The organism is Croceitalea marina (assembly GCF_042684265.1).
Lineage (GTDB): Bacteria > Bacteroidota > Bacteroidia > Flavobacteriales > Flavobacteriaceae > Croceitalea > Croceitalea marina.
Genome location: NZ_JBHULB010000007.1, coordinates 162,813 through 180,117, shown reverse-complemented (window position 1 = coordinate 180,117; position 17,305 = coordinate 162,813). Strand labels below are relative to the sequence as shown.

The 17,305-nt window shown below is 43.6% G+C and carries 18 protein-coding genes; 1 reads left to right on the top strand and 17 read right to left on the bottom strand.

Annotation, left to right across the window (positions count from 1 at the left end; genetic code table 11):
* Nucleotides 1–32 precede the first annotated feature (32 nt).
* From ACFSQJ_RS04890 to ACFSQJ_RS04850, 9 genes are all read right to left on the bottom strand, one after another.
* Nucleotides 33–251, bottom strand: coding sequence for an SHOCT domain-containing protein (locus tag ACFSQJ_RS04890; protein WP_339337195.1), 219 nt, complete (start codon nt 249–251; stop codon nt 33–35).
* 27 nt (nt 252–278) lie between these two features.
* A complete protein-coding gene (locus ACFSQJ_RS04885; protein WP_339337194.1) occupies nt 279–494 on the bottom strand; it encodes a heavy-metal-associated domain-containing protein in 216 nt (71 codons plus the stop codon).
* Between the two features lie 20 nt (nt 495–514).
* On the bottom strand, nt 515–781 hold the full coding sequence (locus ACFSQJ_RS04880) for a hypothetical protein (RefSeq protein ID WP_339337193.1): 267 nt from the start codon (nt 779–781) through the stop codon (nt 515–517).
* A gap of 32 nt (nt 782–813) precedes the next feature.
* Complete coding sequence (locus ACFSQJ_RS04875; RefSeq protein WP_377765880.1) at nt 814–1,293, bottom strand: hypothetical protein; 480 nt, start codon at nt 1,291–1,293, stop codon at nt 814–816.
* Nucleotides 1,294–1,448: 155 nt separating this feature from the next.
* Nucleotides 1,449–2,264: a prohibitin family protein gene (locus ACFSQJ_RS04870; protein ID WP_339337191.1), complete on the bottom strand. Its 816-nt coding sequence runs from the start codon at nt 2,262–2,264 to the stop codon at nt 1,449–1,451.
* Between the two features lie 114 nt (nt 2,265–2,378).
* Nucleotides 2,379–2,699, bottom strand: a complete 321-nt coding sequence (locus tag ACFSQJ_RS04865) for a hypothetical protein (protein ID WP_339337190.1) — start codon at nt 2,697–2,699, stop codon at nt 2,379–2,381.
* Between the two features lie 116 nt (nt 2,700–2,815).
* Nucleotides 2,816–3,973 (bottom strand): hypothetical protein, encoded by a 1,158-nt coding sequence (locus ACFSQJ_RS04860; RefSeq protein ID WP_339337189.1) that lies wholly within the window; start codon nt 3,971–3,973, stop codon nt 2,816–2,818.
* Nucleotides 3,973–4,335 carry a c-type cytochrome gene (locus ACFSQJ_RS04855; protein WP_377765879.1) on the bottom strand — a complete coding sequence of 121 codons (363 nt, stop codon included), beginning with the start codon at nt 4,333–4,335 and terminating at the stop codon, nt 3,973–3,975. Before ACFSQJ_RS04855 ends, ACFSQJ_RS04860 begins: the two co-directional genes overlap by 1 nt.
* Before the next feature lie 114 nt (nt 4,336–4,449).
* Complete coding sequence (locus tag ACFSQJ_RS04850; protein WP_339337187.1) at nt 4,450–5,031, bottom strand: helix-turn-helix domain-containing protein; 582 nt, start codon at nt 5,029–5,031, stop codon at nt 4,450–4,452.
* 257 nt (nt 5,032–5,288) lie between these two features.
* Between ACFSQJ_RS04850 and ACFSQJ_RS04845 the strand changes: the two genes are divergently transcribed.
* Nucleotides 5,289–5,717: a Rieske (2Fe-2S) protein gene (locus ACFSQJ_RS04845; RefSeq protein WP_339337186.1), complete on the top strand. Its 429-nt coding sequence runs from the start codon at nt 5,289–5,291 to the stop codon at nt 5,715–5,717.
* A gap of 58 nt (nt 5,718–5,775) precedes the next feature.
* Here the strand turns inward: ACFSQJ_RS04845 and ACFSQJ_RS04840 are convergent, their stop codons facing one another.
* From ACFSQJ_RS04840 to ACFSQJ_RS04805, 8 genes are all read right to left on the bottom strand, one after another.
* Nucleotides 5,776–6,540, bottom strand: a complete 765-nt coding sequence (locus tag ACFSQJ_RS04840; protein ID WP_339337185.1) for a DUF6503 family protein — start codon at nt 6,538–6,540, stop codon at nt 5,776–5,778.
* 6 nt (nt 6,541–6,546) lie between these two features.
* Nucleotides 6,547–7,815 (bottom strand): M14 family metallopeptidase, encoded by a 1,269-nt coding sequence (locus ACFSQJ_RS04835; RefSeq protein WP_377765878.1) that lies wholly within the window; start codon nt 7,813–7,815, stop codon nt 6,547–6,549.
* Nucleotides 7,816–7,825: 10 nt separating this feature from the next.
* Nucleotides 7,826–9,193, bottom strand: coding sequence for an alanine/glycine:cation symporter family protein (locus ACFSQJ_RS04830; protein ID WP_339337183.1), 1,368 nt, complete (start codon nt 9,191–9,193; stop codon nt 7,826–7,828).
* Between the two features lie 9 nt (nt 9,194–9,202).
* A complete protein-coding gene (locus tag ACFSQJ_RS04825; RefSeq protein WP_339337182.1) occupies nt 9,203–10,525 on the bottom strand; it encodes an amidohydrolase family protein in 1,323 nt (440 codons plus the stop codon).
* 13 nt (nt 10,526–10,538) lie between these two features.
* The gene (locus ACFSQJ_RS04820) at nt 10,539–13,568 is read right to left on the bottom strand and encodes an amidohydrolase family protein (RefSeq protein WP_377765877.1); all 3,030 of its coding nucleotides are present in this window, start codon (nt 13,566–13,568) and stop codon (nt 10,539–10,541) included.
* Nucleotides 13,569–13,588: 20 nt separating this feature from the next.
* Nucleotides 13,589–15,070 carry an aminotransferase class V-fold PLP-dependent enzyme gene (locus tag ACFSQJ_RS04815; protein WP_339337180.1) on the bottom strand — a complete coding sequence of 494 codons (1,482 nt, stop codon included), beginning with the start codon at nt 15,068–15,070 and terminating at the stop codon, nt 13,589–13,591.
* Between the two features lie 146 nt (nt 15,071–15,216).
* Nucleotides 15,217–15,858 (bottom strand): heavy-metal-associated domain-containing protein, encoded by a 642-nt coding sequence (locus ACFSQJ_RS04810; protein WP_377765876.1) that lies wholly within the window; start codon nt 15,856–15,858, stop codon nt 15,217–15,219.
* Nucleotides 15,859–15,888: 30 nt separating this feature from the next.
* Complete coding sequence (locus ACFSQJ_RS04805) at nt 15,889–17,292, bottom strand: SusD/RagB family nutrient-binding outer membrane lipoprotein (RefSeq protein ID WP_377765875.1); 1,404 nt, start codon at nt 17,290–17,292, stop codon at nt 15,889–15,891.
* Between the last annotated feature and the right edge of the window lie 13 nt (nt 17,293–17,305).

Genomic DNA, 17,305 nt, shown 5'->3' with positions numbered 1-17,305 from the left:
GAATTTTAGTTGTTAATACTTGTTTTTGTGGACTATCCGTCCGATTTTAAAAGCTTTTTTGATTCTTCATATTCACTCTTGGTAATCTCTCCTTTGGCAAACCGCCTTTTGAGTGATATAAGTGGGTCATCGTGTTCAATTTCATCATAGGATGTACTGGACGGGGCAAAGAAAATCCAGCCCAGCAATACAAACCATATGGCCCACCATATAAGGTGCATGCCCCAAAAAACTCCGTCTCTATAAAACATACTGTTAGATTTAAGATTATTGTTATTCTAATTGATTTCTGTTATGGTATAGCCTTCAAGTTCGTTGAGTTGTTCTTGTAACTCATCTACTGAAAGTTCTTCCTTCATGCTGATAATCGTTGCACCTTTCGGCTGCAAGAAAATCTGTGTTTTCTCTACCGACGGATGTTCCTCCAAAGCTCTTTTGACCCTTGTCACACATCCGCCACAGCTTATTCCTTCGATTTGAAATTTGCGTCTCATTGTCCAAGTTTTACTGTTTTTTAATGATGTCGATGCCCTTCATGTCCTTTTTTGTCCCCATCTAACACTTCCTCTTTACCCTCTCCGTGCTTCTTATCGCTATGACCGGTATGGTTATGTCCACTGCGACCATGTGAGCCATGCGGCATAAACAGGTGCAATACGAACATCACGATTATAAAGGCAAAAAGCCCATTATACCCTGTGATTCCCAATGCTGGGGCAAAAAATATCAGTAGTAGGGGCAGCCCACAACCGATAACCATCCATATCCAATGACTTTTCATTATTGCTGTATTTACGTTATAATTTTGTGTTTTTAGTGGTGTTCGGAATGGTCATCTTCAGATGATTTCATTTTGTTGTCATCATCCATCATTCCCATCATGTCCATGCCTTTTTCTCCCATCATCTGTGTACAGGACTCCATACAATCTTCGCTCATCATGCCTTTTTCGTGCATCATTTTCATCATGTTCCCCATCATCTTACCATCTTTCATCATGGATTTCATCATGTTCTTCATCATCATACTGTCTTTCATCATCATTTGCATACCATCGCCTTTCATCATGCCGCCCATCATTTTATGGTTGCCCTGCATCATTTGCATTGCATGATCGCTCTCTTGTATGTTTTCCATAAGGCCGGTCATGTATGAGTGGTTGTTCGCAATGGCATCAAAAATTTCACTACGTGTCTCGGAGTTGTCGAGCATTGCGTTAACATCAGTTTTCTGGTTGCAACCGTTTAAGGCAACCAACCCGATCGTCAAAAAAATTAGTGTTGCTGTTTTCATTGTATTTGATTTAAGATTTACTCGATTCGTTTTAACTTTATCCTTTACTTACTTCCGAAGTTTCAGAGGCATATTTAGTGCCCTAATTTTCGCTTCAATCCAAAAGTTTAAATGGGTTCACTTCAACTTTTTGTCCCATTGTGCTGAACAAAAAATCAATTATTGCCCAATATCAGAGGTAGTCCAGAATTGCCACTTCCAACTACGACTACTTTCGAGTTAGGCGACTTTGCTAGTTCCAATGTTGCATCGATACCCTTGTCCTGTAATATTTTATCGGTCAGGGAAGCGCTTAAAATTTTGTTGGCATCCGCCTTTCCTTGTGCTTCAATGGTTACTTTTTCCGCTTCCTTTTTGGCGGTAACCAAACGAAATTCATATTCCAACGACTCTTGTTCTTGTTTAAGCTTACGCTCTATAGCTTCCTTTATGGTGGCTGGCAAAGTAACATCTCGTACTAGTATCTCATTGAGCTGAATGTACTGTCCGTCAACGATTTTTTTGGTCTCTTCGTAGATCTCTGCCTGTATTGCATCTCGTTTACTGGAATACAATTGCTCCGGGGTATAGCGCCCCACAACGCTTCTTGCTGCAGATCTTATCGTGGGCAGTAGTACACGGTTAACGTATTCCGTACCTTTTTCTTGATGAAGCTTTCCTAAAAATTCCCTCTTTGGCTCGAACCAAGCGGAGGCGTCCAATTTTATCTCCAATCCGTTGGAAGAGAGCACCTGCATTTTTTCAAAGACTTCTTGCTGTCTAACCTCATATACAAAAACCTTGTTCCAAGGTGCCACGATATGAAAACCCTCGCCCAAAGGCGGCTGATCCGTAACCACTCCGCCCCCAAAAGTCTTGTAGAGTACCCCGGCTTCCCCGGATCCAATAGTTACTGCAGATTTTGCTATTAAAACAACCAGTACAATAAAAATAATTATTGCTGGTAACGCAATTTTTGGTAATTTTTCCATATTCATAATAATTTAAATTAGTACTGTTTTGCCTTGTTCCATTTTTGGAATCGGGCATTATTTTGCCTCTATTGCTGTATTATTGAAGCAACTATTGGAGTGTTTTTGGTCATTTTAATTGGCCGATTTTAAAAACTCTTCTATCTTCTTACTTTCATGCTCGGTAAGGTTGGCCCTGACCCTCATATGAAGGCTGATGGTCTCCCAATCCGTATCGTTATAATCCGCAGGGGATGGTGCGATATGGCATCTATTGCAGGTTTCTCCCCACATTTGGGCTCCCGATTTTTCGATCTTGAATTCTTCCTCCGCTGCTGCGGTTGCTGTATCGGTAACATCGGTATAGCCCTTCTTTGTGGAAGAACAGGCAACAGCCGTAATTCCCACAATTGTCATTACTATGACGCCTACTACGATTTTGTGTATTGTTTTCATGTTATTCGATTTTAAATAGTTTCATTACAATTCTATACCCGATAGCCAGGACAAAAAAACCTATGACTATTATCTGATTTACTATTTTCATGTTTTCTATTTTTTTAATACTGTTATTAGAATCCGATGGCCCAGTGTACAAAGAGGCCATCCGTGTTGGTTAAACCATCTCCGTCATGACCACCTTCCGTTTCAGTGGTCTGATAACTAAGTTTGATTACGGAACGCCAGCTCAGCCAATAATTTAGACCGAAGGCGTACTGGACCGATTTTTCTTCCCATTCTGCGCCTTCCGGAGCATTAAAGTCCGAGTATCTGCCCACAAACTCCAGTTTTTTGACAAAATCGCTGCTGGCCATAGTCGGTCGGTAACTCAGCTGCCCATAGAAGGAGTTGCTTTGGTTGTCAAAAGAGTATTCCTCCAGTATGTCATCCTCCAGCTCAAAATAAGTGGCCGTATCCACGTTTGAATTGTTGTACTGGGCTTTGACATCCACAACGCCGCCCAATCCGGATATTTGCTTAACGAAAGAAAAATCCAAAGCGAACAAAAACGCCCCAACATCTTCGTATTCTGAGTCCTGTTCCCCTGTGTCACTTGTAGAATATGCAGAAAAACCAATCTCCGTGGAAGAATCAGAAAAAGGTAATATCCCCAGGCGACCTCCATATGCCTTGGCGAGGTTGGTATCCTCATAATTTTCAAACCTGAGGATGCCGGCTTCCTCTGGTTCATCGCTTCCGTCATTTAGCCTTGGGCCATTGGTGGCATAGACCGAATAATTCAATGTTGGACCGCCCAAATCGAAGGCTCCCCTAAGCTCCACACCGATTCCTGAAGAGGGTGCTATACCGTCGTGTCCATAGCCCAAAGGGGCATTGGGCAATCTATTTATCCAAGCGGGATGCAATCTTTCCATAAACGTACCAAAAGGCAAAAGAAACTTTCCTGCCCGAACCGTCATGTTCTTATTGAGTACGTACATGACATCGGCATACTCTAAACCGGTCTCCAGTTGATTTCCTTCAAGCACAAACTCAAGTTCGGCCTCGAACATCAATCTGTCCGAATGTTTATATAGAAAAATTGGGGCATAGGCTAAGCCTAAGAATGTAGATTCGGTTTCATCCCCAGAGTCCATATATTCAAATCCAGTATGGCCGTAGCCCCTTAGCATAAACTGGGTGTTGCTAGGTTCAAAAGTGTTGTATGTTTGGCCGTACATCTGACCGCCAAAAACAACTGCTGTTAGTAATACTAGTAGCTTTTTCATTACTTTAATGTTCTGATATAATTAATTAGTTCCCAGCGTTTTTTCTCAGGGATGGCAGTTTTATAAGAGGCCATCGGTGAGCGGCCTTCTTCTAATTTCCAGAAAAGGGCCCCATCTGTCTGGGCCTGGACTTCGGCACTGGTAAAATCGGTTGGTTTAGGTGTGAGGCCCGCGCCTCCTACACCATCGCCTTTGCCCTTGGCACCGTGGCACACGACACACAGCATCTTATAGGTTCTTTTGCCCGATGCAGCGGCATTGGCATCTCCTTTAAGTGGGTTTACAATCTTGTCAGCACTCGCGGGTGCCACCCATTTTTCCTGTGCATGGGTATTGAATCCCACAAACAGGAAACATATCACGGTTAGTATTGTTATACTTGGTAAGAATTTTTTGTTTTTCATTTTATTGGTATTAAGTTGTTAACAAATCTATTTTTTCTTGAAAGTGTTCGTCTGCATAATTTTCTTTCTTATCTATATAATTTCGTCATAGAAATTTCGCTCCCAGTTTTCAAGGTTCTTATAATCTGTCATGCTTATTCCAGTTGTATTCTTGAACTGTCTCGACAGATGGTTTACACTACTATAATCAAGCAGGTATGCAATATCAGAGAAGCTATATTGTTGCAACTGTATCAGCTCTTTGACCTTCTCGATTTTTAGTTTTATAAAGTACTTTTCAATAGTGGTGCTTTCGTTTTTTGAAAACAGTTTGCTCAAAATCTTGTAATCACGATGTAAGGTCGATGCCAAATGTTCCGACGTCTTTTCCTTTATTTGCATTGGCAGCTCTTTAATAAGATGGATGAGCGTGATCTTTACCTCCTCTACCAACTTTTCCTCTTCGCTTTTGGCGATTTCAAACCCATTGGTATGAAGTACATCAGAGACTTTACTATCAATTTCTTTATCAGTACTATTGATAGTGCGTACGGTCAGTTTTCCCAATTCAAGGGAAAATACTTCGATATTGATTTCTTCAAGCTCATGTTTTATGACCTTCAGACACCGTCTACAGACCATGTTCTTAATCCAATACGTTCTAATGGATTCCATCTATAAAAAATGTTTAAAGTTTTAAAATGACTTGTTTATATTTTAGATATGTAAACTACTAAAAACAAATAAGTTATATTATTTTTTAGCTAATTAACTGTCCAAATGTAAGTGAAGGGTTTAAACAAAAACATGACCATTATCATGTTTGTAGGAAATTGTTGTAAAAGTTGAAAACGACCTAATAATTAATAGCGACGTATTGACTAATACTATTTTTCCAATAAAGTCGTTCATTTCTTATAAACAAATCTGTTATGGAAAGAAAGCAATTTTTACGAAGTCTGGGTGCCGGTGCGGCATTCGCTATAGTTTTTCCCTGTGTTCATGGTTGTTCCAAAGACAGTGCCGAAACGGGTCTTCCGGTCCCCACCGGAATTGATTTTACCATTGACCTTGACGCTCAGGAAAGTACGCCTTTACAGAACAACGGGGGATTTATCCTAAAGGAATTTGTGGTTGTGGCTAAAAACTTGGAGGGACAGTATGTGGCCGCCAGCCAAATCTGTAGCCATCAACAAACCGAAGAGGTGCGGTTTATTACCGAAGATGGCGGCATCTACCGTTGTGCCACCCACGGGGCCAGATTCAATCAAGAGGGAGCTCCCTTGAACAACATCACAAACAATCCGTTAAAGGTATTTAACACGGAACTTACAGGTAGTCTGTTGCGGGTATTTGAATAGAATATTTTGTTTTTAACCCCGTTTTCGGGTATATTCAAAATTAGTCCATTGTACGAATTCACGTTTTGGGTATTGCCTTTATTTTTACATTTTTCAATTCTATGATGGAAAGCTCTTCCAATTGCCCATTCTCGAACGCCTTTTCGATTAGGTCAAAAGGAACGCTTCCCTTTAACTTTGGCCTGAAGTTGTGGTAGTCCTGTATGGTTACTCCATTGACCTTACGAATATTATAAGCTTCTCGAAACCTCATACCTCCTTTGCCCGTTTTATATTTATAGGCTAAGTAATCCATACTGAGGTCCTTTACATCAAACCAATAATAGAAAATATCCTCAAAATCATCACCACCGTCTTCCTGTCCAAAGGTTACTTTAATTTTATGGTATTCCCTGCCCTTGATTTTGGATGTTCCCTTGTCTTGGAGTATGACGGCCGGATCTTTCAGCCATAAGGGCAAAAACGCAAAATATATAACAGAGTTCACGGAATTGGCATAGGCCTTTCTCCTTTTCTCGGTTAGGCTAACCAAGGTATCGCCAACATAACGAACGAGCCCATCGTTGCTATATATATCACGGACCGGACTTCCATCTCGGTTTTTACCCATCCTAGTATAGGTAAATTGTCCATTATCTCTTTTATATTGATAGGCATGGTCACGAAAGTCAAATGAAGCTTGCGCACTTTTCAACTTGGCTGTTCCATAGACGGCAATGACCCTATCCACAATATCATCCTGCCCAAAACATCGAGTTTGGGAAATGAAAAAAAATAGGCCGATGCCCAAAACAAAAAAAGGTTTATGGATAAATTGATTCATTCAAAATTATTTTAAACGTTCTAACATCAGTTGCATCAAAATGTTGGCACTAATACGTGTTTTTTCCTTTAAAAACTCCCTCGGAGTATTGTCCCCGATTTCAAAGACCAAAGCTTCGGCACCATGTTCTACGAAGAAATAATTGCGGGAGACCGTGGTCGGCCGCATTTTGTCACTGGGCCTGATATTGGGATTATACCCTTCAACTTCCTCTTTCATGCCCGTAAGCCAATCGGTAACCAAATTGGGCATATTCCCTTCTAGTTTTGGGTCAACGGTATAGTAGATATCATCCCAAGTGGAATGAAAATCTATGCCAAAATAGAACTTTCCTTGGGTCTGTTCAACCTTTTCTTCCATAAAACGTTTGACCGCTTGGGTTTCCGGTTGGTTGAAATTGGCCCAATCCCTGTTCAAGTCAACCCCCCCGGCATTATGTCGCCAATGGCCATTGTCAACGCCGTCGGGGTTCATCAAGGGCACTACATAGGTAACAAACTTTCTTCTGAATTTTTTGGCCAATTTGGTATCCGAGGCAATAGTCTCTAAAAAGGATTTCATGGCAAGATATCCGGTAACCTCCGGGGGATGTTGTCTTGAGATGACCATGAGCATATTCTTTGAATCTTCTTTCCCAATTGCTAACAGATTCAAGTCCCGGTCCTGTCTACTTTTTCCAATTGTCGTTTTGGCTACAAATGCCTTTTGGGCCATACTGTCGACCCAATGGGAAACATGATGCGAATTATGCAATTCTTGCCCTGAGACCCACAACGTATCGGGACCTATTTGCAAGTTCATGTTCACTTTGATGGGAAGGGAACCTGGGCCGAAAGCCTTATCGCCCTTCTCAAACTCGGAATAGTCGATAGAGTCAAGGGCAGACCAATGAATTCCATCGGTACTAAGCTTTGGATAGTACCGGTGCTTGGCGGATTCTTGGTAGGTCATGACCACATTGATCCGCTTTCTTTTCTTCGCCCATACCTTAAAGGCATACCATGGACTGGTATTGACCGGGGTGTTTTCAGAGGTAATTAAAGCCGTGTACGTACTATCATTTTCCTGTAGGACACCATTAAGTCTAGCCCCCTCAAAATCATTGGAAAAAACCACGTCCCCACTGTTGAATTTAAAGTTGGCCTTCCATTGTTTTTGTATTGGTTTGGAAGTAGTAGGTACAATTTTAATTGGCGGCTGCCCCTGAAATTTCGTCGTTTGGGCGCTGATCGATGTGAGGCTCGCTAGATATAAAAGAATTACGATCTTTTTCATAGCCTTTGGTTTAAATAGTGCTGGATTTTAGATATACCTTTTTAAAATAGATAAGTGTGGCCCTATTCACCTTTGGAGAAAGGATTAGGGCAGATAGCATAGTGGGTATGGCCATCAAGGCAAAGCTAATGTCAATGAGACCTACAATACCGCTCATCGTAGAAATTGAACCCAACGTTATGCTGGCCACATACATATAATTGTAGGTTTTTTTGTGCCGCGTTCCCAGAAGAAAGGCGATACACTTAGTGCCGTAATAGGAATACGTAAACAAGGAAGTGAGCGCAAAGATGAATACAATGAACACCAATAATATTGCACCATAATCGGGCATGGTCGTTGTAAAGGCATTTAATGTTACGGTTACGCCGCCGATGTCCGGGGTTTCCCAACTTTTGGTTACTAAAATGGCGATGGCGGTCAAGGTGCATACCACAATGGTATCAATAAAAGGGCCCAACATGGCCACCAAGCCTTCCCGAACCGGCTCCGTATTCTTGGATGCGCCATGTGCCATAGGGGCCGTGCCGATACCTGCCTCGTTGGAGAAAGCGGCCCTTCTCACGCCAATAATGATAATAGCCCCAAGACTACCGCCCAAAACGGCATTTCCCGTCAAGGCATCCGTAAACACTTGTTCAAATGCCGGTATAATGTTGGTATGGTTCATGGCTAGAATATAAAATACGGATAAGAAATACAGCAATACCATCAAAGGAACGAGTTTGCTTGCATAGTTAGCAATACGTTGAATCCCTCCAAAGATGACTATGGACACCATAACACTAATAGCAATTCCGATGAGCAATGAGGATTTCGTGGACGCCTCATAACCCAGACCGGGCAAGAGAACGTCATTTAAGACCTGGGTGAGCTGATTGGCCGTAAAAATTGGAAGGGAACCAAAAAGACCCGTTATGGAGAAGAAAACAGCTAGGGGTTTCCATTTTTTCCCAAGCCCCTGCATAATCACATACATAGGACCGCCTTGAACAACACCCGAATCATCTTTGCCCCGATACATAATGGCCAGTGAGCAGGTATAGTATTTGGTCGCCATCCCGATCAAGGCACTTATCCACATCCAAAAAAGAGCACCAGGTCCGCCCATGCCAATAGCTATAGCTACACCAGAAATGTTACCCATGCCCAAGGTAGATGACAAAGCCGTCGACAACGCCCTAAAGGCACTGATCTGGCCAACACTGGCTTTGCTATCATATTTTCCGCGTAAAACGGCTATTGCATGCCAAAAATGCTTGAACGGTAAAAATCTGGAGTACAATAAAAGATAGATGCCACCGCCTACCAGCAATATCAATAAGGGCAGATCCCATATCCAGTTGCTTAAATCGACAAGGATTTTTTCAATATCCATTCCGCGCAACTAGTGTTCTTGGCCAAATTTATTGGAATATCTAAGATAAAGTTCTTGGTGCGGACCATCAAGAGTTATCTTTTTACCTCGGATAAAAGCATGGGTAAGTGAATTGTCCAAAATATCCAGGGCATCGCCCATCGAAACAAAAAAAGTAGCATCCTTTCCAACTTCAAGGGATCCGACCCGACCATCGATGCCCAAAATCTTGGCAGGATTCAGGGAGACCAACTTTAACGCTTCCTCTTTGTCCATTCCAAAAGCGGCCGCAACACCTGCATAGAAAGGAAAATTTCTGGAAGTGGACAACATTCCCTTGTGGCTCAATGCCACTACTATGCCTTTTTCTGAAAGTAAACGTGGCAGGCTGTAATGGGCATCATAATCCATGTCGTCCATATTCGGAAGATTGTACGTTGGGGGTATTATAACGGGTATATTGTTGCTCTTCAGAAAATCTACAACGTCAAGGGCCGCATAAGAGGTTAGGATACCTATTTTTTGTACGCCCATGCCTTTGGCGAACTGTACACTCTCCACAATTTCTTTCGCTTCATTGGCATGTATCATCAAGGCCTTAGTACCTTTAAAAAGCCCTTGTAGGGCTTCTAATTTAAGGTTGGCGGGCCTATTCTTTAATTTACCGTAAGATAGTGCGGCAAGGAACAAAGCCTCCAGTTCTTGTACCCTGTTCTCGTATGAACCGCTGTTTTTTATCTTAGTGGTCTTGGTATCGGAATCGTAGGAGCGGGACAATGAAGAAGGCCAGTGCAAGTGTACCGCAGCTTCCTTTTTATGGACCGCCTCCTGCCAGCTCCATCCATCCAGTTCCATTACGGAGGAAGTGCCCGATATCGTACCCCCGGAGGGTATCGTCTCTACCATAAGTATACCGGTGTACCTAAGCGTGGGAATATGCCCTGAGCCTGTGTCGAACGCATAAAAGGACTTTAGTCCCGGATTGATCGACCCCTCCTCAAACTTGTCATTGGAGTGGGGGACACCGCTGATTTCCTCGATACCGATTAAGGAATTTGGCAAAATAAGGCCGGGGTACAGGTGTTGTCCCCTTACTTCAATACTAGTATACCCTGATGCGTCGAACGCCGGATCGCTGGCCTTGCCGACAAACGAAATTTTACCATCGGCAAAAGCCAATGCTCCATTGTTGATGACCTCCCCGGTAGCGGTATGGATAGTTCCTCCTATCAGCACTATAGGTTCTTGTTGGGCCTCGGCGGGTTTCGGCACCAGTTGTGCGGTTCCAATACTAAAAAAGAAAAGTAGGACAAGGACACAGCTACATTTTTGAATAAACTCTTTGGTTTTCATATAAACATTTTTTTTACTCTTCGCCCAGATACTCACAATGAAATTCAGGCTTCGTGGTGGATATTTTTTGTTCAGCTTTGGCCGTCCCTTTTTCAGAGCGCATAAGTTGGATGATTCGTGCTCTTTCCTTTTTGATTTCGGCCCTGAGCTTAAGATCCCTATCCATATCAAAATAAATGGCACCTTCAACAATGGTCTTTTCCGGTTTTGCATAGATAGAAAGCGGTGGGCCGGACCATAGGACCAGATCGGCGGATTTGCCCTCTTTGATACTGCCCATCGTTTTATCTAAATGCAACAGTTTGGCGGGGTTAAGGGTAATCAGTTTAAGGGCATCCTCGGCACTCATTCCCCCATACTTCATCGATTTGGCCGCTTCGTGGTTCAGGTGCCTAATGGTTTCCCTGCTGTCGGAATTAATGGCCGTTGTCACTCCTTCCCGATGCATAATAACCGCATTGTACGGAATGGCGTTTCGGGTTTCCCACTTAAAATTCCATTTGTCGGAAAATGTACTACCGCCGACCCCGTGAGCGGCCATTTTATCGGCAATGCGATGACCTTCCAAGGCATGGGTAAACGTATTGACCGTAAAACCGAACCTGTCGGCTACATCCATCAACATGAGCATTTCCTTTTCTTGATAGGAATGGCACGAGATAAAGCGATTCCCTTCTACAATTTCCAGCATGGTCTGCTTAAGGATATCCGTTCTAGGAGCGGAAACCGATGTTCTTTGTTTTTTCCCCGATCCGTTGTAGGCATTCCATTCTTTTTTATAGTCCAGGGCCTCGACGAAGGCATTGGTGTAGAATTGTTCCAGACCCATAAGGCTCCTCGGAAAACGTAGGGACGGAGCACTTTTGGAACGCTTGGGGTTTTCGCCAAGGGCAAATTTTATAAAGGGTGACGCTTTGCTAATTTTTAGATTTTCAGGGTTTTCTCCCCATTTTAATTTGATCAGTGCGGACTGCCCTCCTATGGGGTCGGACGACCCGTGCAAAATATGGGCGGCCACCACACCCCCGGCCAACGCCCTGTATATACTTATATCTTCGGAATCGATGACGTCCCCCATACGTACCATACCGGAGTTGGCCGCAATGTCGTTGACCGCACTGATGGCAATATGCGAATGTTCATCAATGATGCCCGGGGTAAGGTGTTTACCTGTACCATCGATTCTTTTGGCAGTGGTGTCTTCCAGATTTGTTCCGATGCGCTCAATTTTACCATTGGTTACCAATACGTCCATATTCTCCAACACGCCGATGTCTTCGTTGGTCCATACATTGGTGTTTTTGATAAGTAGTCTTTCTGGCCTAATTTTCTCTGTATTTCCATAGGCCATAAATGGATAAACAATATTTCCGCTGATTCGTCTATCGATCAAATCATTGTCATTGATAGTCTCTTTTAAGGGGGAAATCTTCCGTGCGCTCCAACTCCATTCATTTTCGTAGTTCAAGCTGCCCGTTCCTGAAAAAAGGACTGTTTGGTCTTCGAAAGTATAGAAGCCGCCCAAAGTATAGGTTCCTTTACTCGGCAAGCTAAATTGTAGGCTTGCCATAGATCCGTGAATCGAAAAATCGGCTTTGAGATTTTCCCCTGATGCGTTAATGACATGGGCCCGATATTTTCCTTTGGCGGACTCCAGTTTCAGATCGAACCGGCCTTCGGGTAGCTTAAGCCGGTATGTCCCCAAAATTTTGGCAATAGGAAGTTGTTGTAGGGTATGTCGTGTTCCCCTTATCCAATTCTCCAATACGCTCGTATTAGGGTTAAATAGATTTCCGTCCGTTATCAAAAAGTTGGCGATCTTGCCCTTTTCCAAAGAACCCAAACTGCTTTCCGATCGCAGCATCTTGGCAGGTACGGTAGTCAGTGCCGCCAAAGCCGTTTCTTCATTTAGCCCAAAACTGACCGCTTTCCTGAGGTTGGCAAGAAAATCACTACTGTTGGCCGACGGATGCGCGGTAAACGCAAAGGTGATACCGTTTTTTTCCAGAAGGGCAGGATTGCTCGGGGCCATTTCCCAATGTTTGAGGTCTGCCAGGGAAATTTTTTGGGTGATGTACGGATTGCTTACATCAAATGTCTTGGGGAAATTCAAGGGAATTATTAACTGGGAATTTGTTGCTTTAATTTCCTCCAAACGTTGGTACTCGTCACCGCCTCCCTTGATGATGAACCGCATATTGAATTCTTGGGCAATTTTTGCCGCCCGTAAGGCAGTCAACCAACCGTTCGTTTCAAAAATCTTTGGTAACGGGTTGCTATTTGCCAGGGCTTCCAGTGAAAGATCGGTAAAAGGTTTGGGAGCCAGGTCCTTGTACCATGCGGCATCATAAAAGGTCTGTCTTAACAGCGCAATGGAACCCATGGGGGATATCGGAAAATCTTGGGTAGAGCTGCCCTTATCAAATGAAAAGTGGGATGCAACCTGTGACCGTACTACCATTTGGTTTTCTCGCTTGTCGCCCAAAAGCACCAAAGCGGCCGTACCCCTTGCAATACCGTCCGGGCGCAGACTCGCTACGGCACCGAACCCCTGTTCCCTTAGTTTTTTGGCGTTCTGGGTATCCACTTCAAATCCGTCCGCCGCTTTATAGGAAGCCTTTATGGCCTCGTTGGCGTTATAGGCACCCTTGGTGTCCGACTGTATCTGTTCTTTTTTAACGTAAGGATTTCCTCTTGGCCGTTTTGTTACCTCAGGCTGTCCATAGGTACTGAAAATATCTATAAATGAGGGATAAATGTGATGCCCGGCCATATCAATTTTCGTGTAGCCATCCGGAACCGTCCCGTTGGATGTCACCGTTTCGACCATACCATTTCTAATCAACAGTGTAGCGTTTTCCAATTTTGCTCCAGGGGCCGTGACGATCATGGCGTTGGTAAGGGCAAAGGCTTCGGGCCTCTTGTCTGCCACATCGTTTTTCGGAAAGGTTTCCTGACCAATCATGGTGTTAAAAAAAAAGCCAAAGACCAGGGCAAAGAACAATGAAGTCCGTTCAGCTTTTATAAAGTATCTCAATTTCATATAAATATAGTATTCATGGATTATAGGCTGAACCAATCGGTCAGGTTGGGGTTTTCCGATTTTTCTTGGATGTGGTAAAACTCATTCTTGTTTGCATTGTACCGATATTCCCTCGACCATTCCTTTCCATGCTCCGAAATCTCTCTGATTGCATTGAGAATATAGTCCAGCTCATCATTGGTCATGGTCGGATGCAGCGACACCCTTACCCAACCCGGCTTTTCGGCAAGGACACCTTCATCTATTTGATCCGTTATCCTTTTGGATTCTTCTTTGCTAACGTTGAGCAACAAATGGCCATACGTACCTGCACAGGAACAACCGCCCCGTACTTGTATTCCATATCGGTCGTTCAAAAGTTTTACGGCCAAATTGTAGTGTACATCTTCAAAATAGAAGGAAAAGACCCCCAACCTGTACCGTACTTCTTTTGCCAATATTTGTATTCCCCTAATTTTATGAAGTCCTTCAAAACATTTGCGTACCAATTCATTTTCGCGTTGGCGGATTTTTTCAACTCCCATTTTTTCCTTCAACTTAATTGCCAACACCGTTCTCATGGTTTGGAGAAATCCGGGCGTACCACCGTCTTCACGGGCCTCGACACTCTCAAAAAAATGATGTCCGCCCCAAGGATTGGTCCAGGTTACCGTTCCTCCACCGGGATTATCGGGGATACGGTTTTTGTATAGGTTTTTACTAAAGACCAAGACACCGGAACTTCCGGGACCTCCCAGGAATTTATGGGGCGAAAAGAAGATGGCATCCAACCTTTGGGATTCTTTTTTGGGATGCATATCCATATCGACGTAGGGTGCGGAGGCCGCAAAATCCACGAAGCAAAATCCGCCGTGTTCATGCATGATCTCTGCCAGTTCGTAGTAGGGGGCACTTACCCCGGTTACATTCGAGCAGGCGGTAAAGGAGCCTATTTTTAATTTGCGGTCCTTATATTTATCCAGTTGTTGTTCAAGCTTTTTCGCATCTACGAACAATCCTTCCGAAGGTTCCAGAACCACCACATCTGCAATGGTCTCCAGCCAAGTGGTTTGATTGGAGTGATGCTCCATATGGGTCAGAAAAACTACGGGACGTTCGCTTTCGGATATTTCCAACAAATGCGAAAGTTTTTCGGGAACCTTAAGACCTAGAATCCGTTGAAACTTACAGAGAACACCGGTCATGCCCGTGTCCGTCGTAATGATGACATCTTCGTCTGATGCATTCACATGCCCCTTAATAAGCTGCTTGGCCGTTTCATACAAATGGGTCATCAATTTACCGGTTTGCGAGCTTTCCGAATGGGTATTGCCGACCATAGGTCCGATGCTGTTGCGCATGATATCCTCTATCGGGGCGTAGAGCCGACCGCTGGCGATCCAATCCGCGTAGACCAGCGGTTTTTTTCCATATGGGGTCTCTATTTCATGGGTAACCCCTATGATATCCCTTCTAAAACCCTGGAAATAGGTTTCAAGGGCAGTTGTTTTTTCTTCGACCATCCTTTTGTGATAAAAAGGGCTGTTCTAACATTATTGACCCAGAACGGGATCGACTAACTCAAACAAGGAAAACTAACGCTAAATTTTTCTTCCAATCCGGTCCTGTCATGATTCGAATAATGCGAACAGCCCTAAGTTTAAAATGTTTATTGCACCCTATCATACTGGCAACAGCCCGGTAAGTCATTATATATTGACGCTTCGGCCTTATGAAATTCGGTATCGTGGCCTACACCGGAGATTGCTTCCGAAACCATATCCCTTGTCGTGCTTTCATCCGAAACCTTGATATTGACAACCTTGGTCTCTTTATCCCAGTTCGCTTCGATTACGCCCGTCACGCCTTTGGCCGCTTTTTCAATACGTTTTTTGCACATACCGCAATTACCGGAAACCATAAAACTAAAAGAAGCTACGGCCTCTTCTTTGGAAGCTTTTGAATTATCAGGACCTTCCCTATCATACTGGCAACAGCCCGGTAAGGCATCATAGGCGCTATCGCTTGCTTTCCCAAATTTTGTATCGTGGCCTACTTCGTTTATGGCCTTGGATATATCTTCCAATGAGGTCTTTTCCGAATCATACGCCACCTCTATTATTTTGCTGTCCTTGTTCCACGAGGCGCTGGCCACACCTTCTATTGAGTTAGCTGCTTTCTCGATACGTTTTTTGCAGCCATTGCAGTTGCCCAATACCTCGAATTCTGTCGATTTCTCTTGGGCATTACCAAGGGATACAGCACAAAGGGTAAACATTAGTAGCATAAAATTTTTTACTTGCTTTTTCATTGAATTTAATTTTAAGAAAATTGATATTTATTATTGATTAATGGGATTTGGCGCAAAAAGACCTGGATCATCTGGCACGCTTGTGTTGGCTAGAACTTCATCCTCTGGGTACAAAAACCGTTCTACCCTTCCTGGGGCGGTGGTTGTATTATTTGGAAAAGGTACCGCCACGGCATTCTCCCTACGCAACCTTCTGGCATCGTCGAACGGCATGAAGGTGGTAAAGCCCGTTACGTATCGTTCTTCTACAATCTCACGAAGTAATGCAGTGTCCGTATCTATATTGTCAGGGTTTTCTATACCGCCCGGGCCAAAATCAGCACCGGTGTAGGCATCGTATAAAATGGGTTCCCCCGCAACACTGGCATTGAAAAAATCACCAGTGGCCAGTTGGGACCGCCATGAGTTCAGATGGCCCAGACCGACATTGAAACCTTGGGTACGGGCACCGGCCTCGGCCAAGATCAATATATTCTCTTTATAGGTGATCAAGGGTTGTGGTTCCAGTTCATTGGCGATACCCAAATTACCGTCGGGGTCGTTCTCGTTGATGGTATAGTACCGTAACCTGGCAGTTTCATCGGTTTTTGTATTGTTTCTCGAAATACCACTGGACGGATCCAAAAGCTGGACAAGGTAACTGTTTCCAGTTCCCACACTAGGCGTGTTGTTAAGCAATATCCAAAATTTGTTTTTTGTGCTGGTCACGTCCTCAAGATCCAAGGGAACAAAGATCATACTGTTGTCCTGTGATGCTATTCCGTTCTGTGCCGCTGCATAGGCCAAATCATATTGCCGGGTCAGCATATAGAACCTCGCTTTCAAGGTCCAAGCGGACTGCAGCCATTTCGTGGCATTGCCATTGAACAGAAAATCTTCCAAAACAACATCTTGTGGCCCCACATTTGACAGACTGTTTATGGCCTCATCCAACAATTCCTGCAAAGACCCAAAAACCTCTGCTTGGTTATCGAATTCAGGGTTGAGAACATCTTTCAGGGCGTTGGAATAAACGATGTCTCCATACATCGAGGCATAGTTTCCTATAATCTGTGCTTCCAAAACCCGCGTGATACCCTGATATAGATTATTGTCGGGCGTACGCGATCTGATTTCCCTTACCGGGGTCAAAATTCCTTGGTATCCATTCCAGTCAAAATCCGTAAAAGTAACATTGTAATTAAATCGCTCTAGCTCGGTTTGGTCAAACCCGATTAATTGCCCAGACCAATAGCCTGCCATACGACTTGTGGAACCTAATAAAATATTTATTGAATTGAGTTCCGCACCATTTAAGAAAAGTCCCGGATCCAATTCGTCTAATGTAAAACTGTTGGGGTTTTCGTTAATACCATCCACCAATTCTTCGCATCCGATAAAAAGGGAGGTGAAAAATAATAATAGGATGATATGGGTTTTATATTTTGTTTTCATTTTATACTGTTTT

Coding starts and splice junctions, on each gene's coding strand:
- ACFSQJ_RS04825 (WP_339337182.1), bottom strand. CDS start 10,525: ATGAAAACCAAAGAGTTTATTCAAAAATGTAGCTGTGTCCTTGTCCTA.
- ACFSQJ_RS04880 (WP_339337193.1), bottom strand. CDS start 781: ATGAAAAGTCATTGGATATGGATGGTTATCGGTTGTGGGCTGCCCCTA.
- ACFSQJ_RS04830 (WP_339337183.1), bottom strand. CDS start 9,193: ATGGATATTGAAAAAATCCTTGTCGATTTAAGCAACTGGATATGGGAT.
- ACFSQJ_RS04805 (WP_377765875.1), bottom strand. CDS start 17,292: ATGAAAACAAAATATAAAACCCATATCATCCTATTATTATTTTTCACC.
- ACFSQJ_RS04885 (WP_339337194.1), bottom strand. CDS start 494: ATGAGACGCAAATTTCAAATCGAAGGAATAAGCTGTGGCGGATGTGTG.
- ACFSQJ_RS04810 (WP_377765876.1), bottom strand. CDS start 15,858: ATGAAAAAGCAAGTAAAAAATTTTATGCTACTAATGTTTACCCTTTGT.
- ACFSQJ_RS04820 (WP_377765877.1), bottom strand. CDS start 13,568: ATGAAATTGAGATACTTTATAAAAGCTGAACGGACTTCATTGTTCTTT.
- ACFSQJ_RS04815 (WP_339337180.1), bottom strand. CDS start 15,070: ATGGTCGAAGAAAAAACAACTGCCCTTGAAACCTATTTCCAGGGTTTT.
- ACFSQJ_RS04840 (WP_339337185.1), bottom strand. CDS start 6,540: ATGAATCAATTTATCCATAAACCTTTTTTTGTTTTGGGCATCGGCCTA.
- ACFSQJ_RS04865 (WP_339337190.1), bottom strand. CDS start 2,699: ATGAAAACAATACACAAAATCGTAGTAGGCGTCATAGTAATGACAATT.
- ACFSQJ_RS04890 (WP_339337195.1), bottom strand. CDS start 251: ATGTTTTATAGAGACGGAGTTTTTTGGGGCATGCACCTTATATGGTGG.
- ACFSQJ_RS04860 (WP_339337189.1), bottom strand. CDS start 3,973: ATGAAAAAGCTACTAGTATTACTAACAGCAGTTGTTTTTGGCGGTCAG.
- ACFSQJ_RS04845 (WP_339337186.1), top strand. CDS start 5,289: ATGGAAAGAAAGCAATTTTTACGAAGTCTGGGTGCCGGTGCGGCATTC.
- ACFSQJ_RS04875 (WP_377765880.1), bottom strand. CDS start 1,293: ATGAAAACAGCAACACTAATTTTTTTGACGATCGGGTTGGTTGCCTTA.
- ACFSQJ_RS04850 (WP_339337187.1), bottom strand. CDS start 5,031: ATGGAATCCATTAGAACGTATTGGATTAAGAACATGGTCTGTAGACGG.
- ACFSQJ_RS04835 (WP_377765878.1), bottom strand. CDS start 7,815: ATGAAAAAGATCGTAATTCTTTTATATCTAGCGAGCCTCACATCGATC.
- ACFSQJ_RS04870 (WP_339337191.1), bottom strand. CDS start 2,264: ATGGAAAAATTACCAAAAATTGCGTTACCAGCAATAATTATTTTTATT.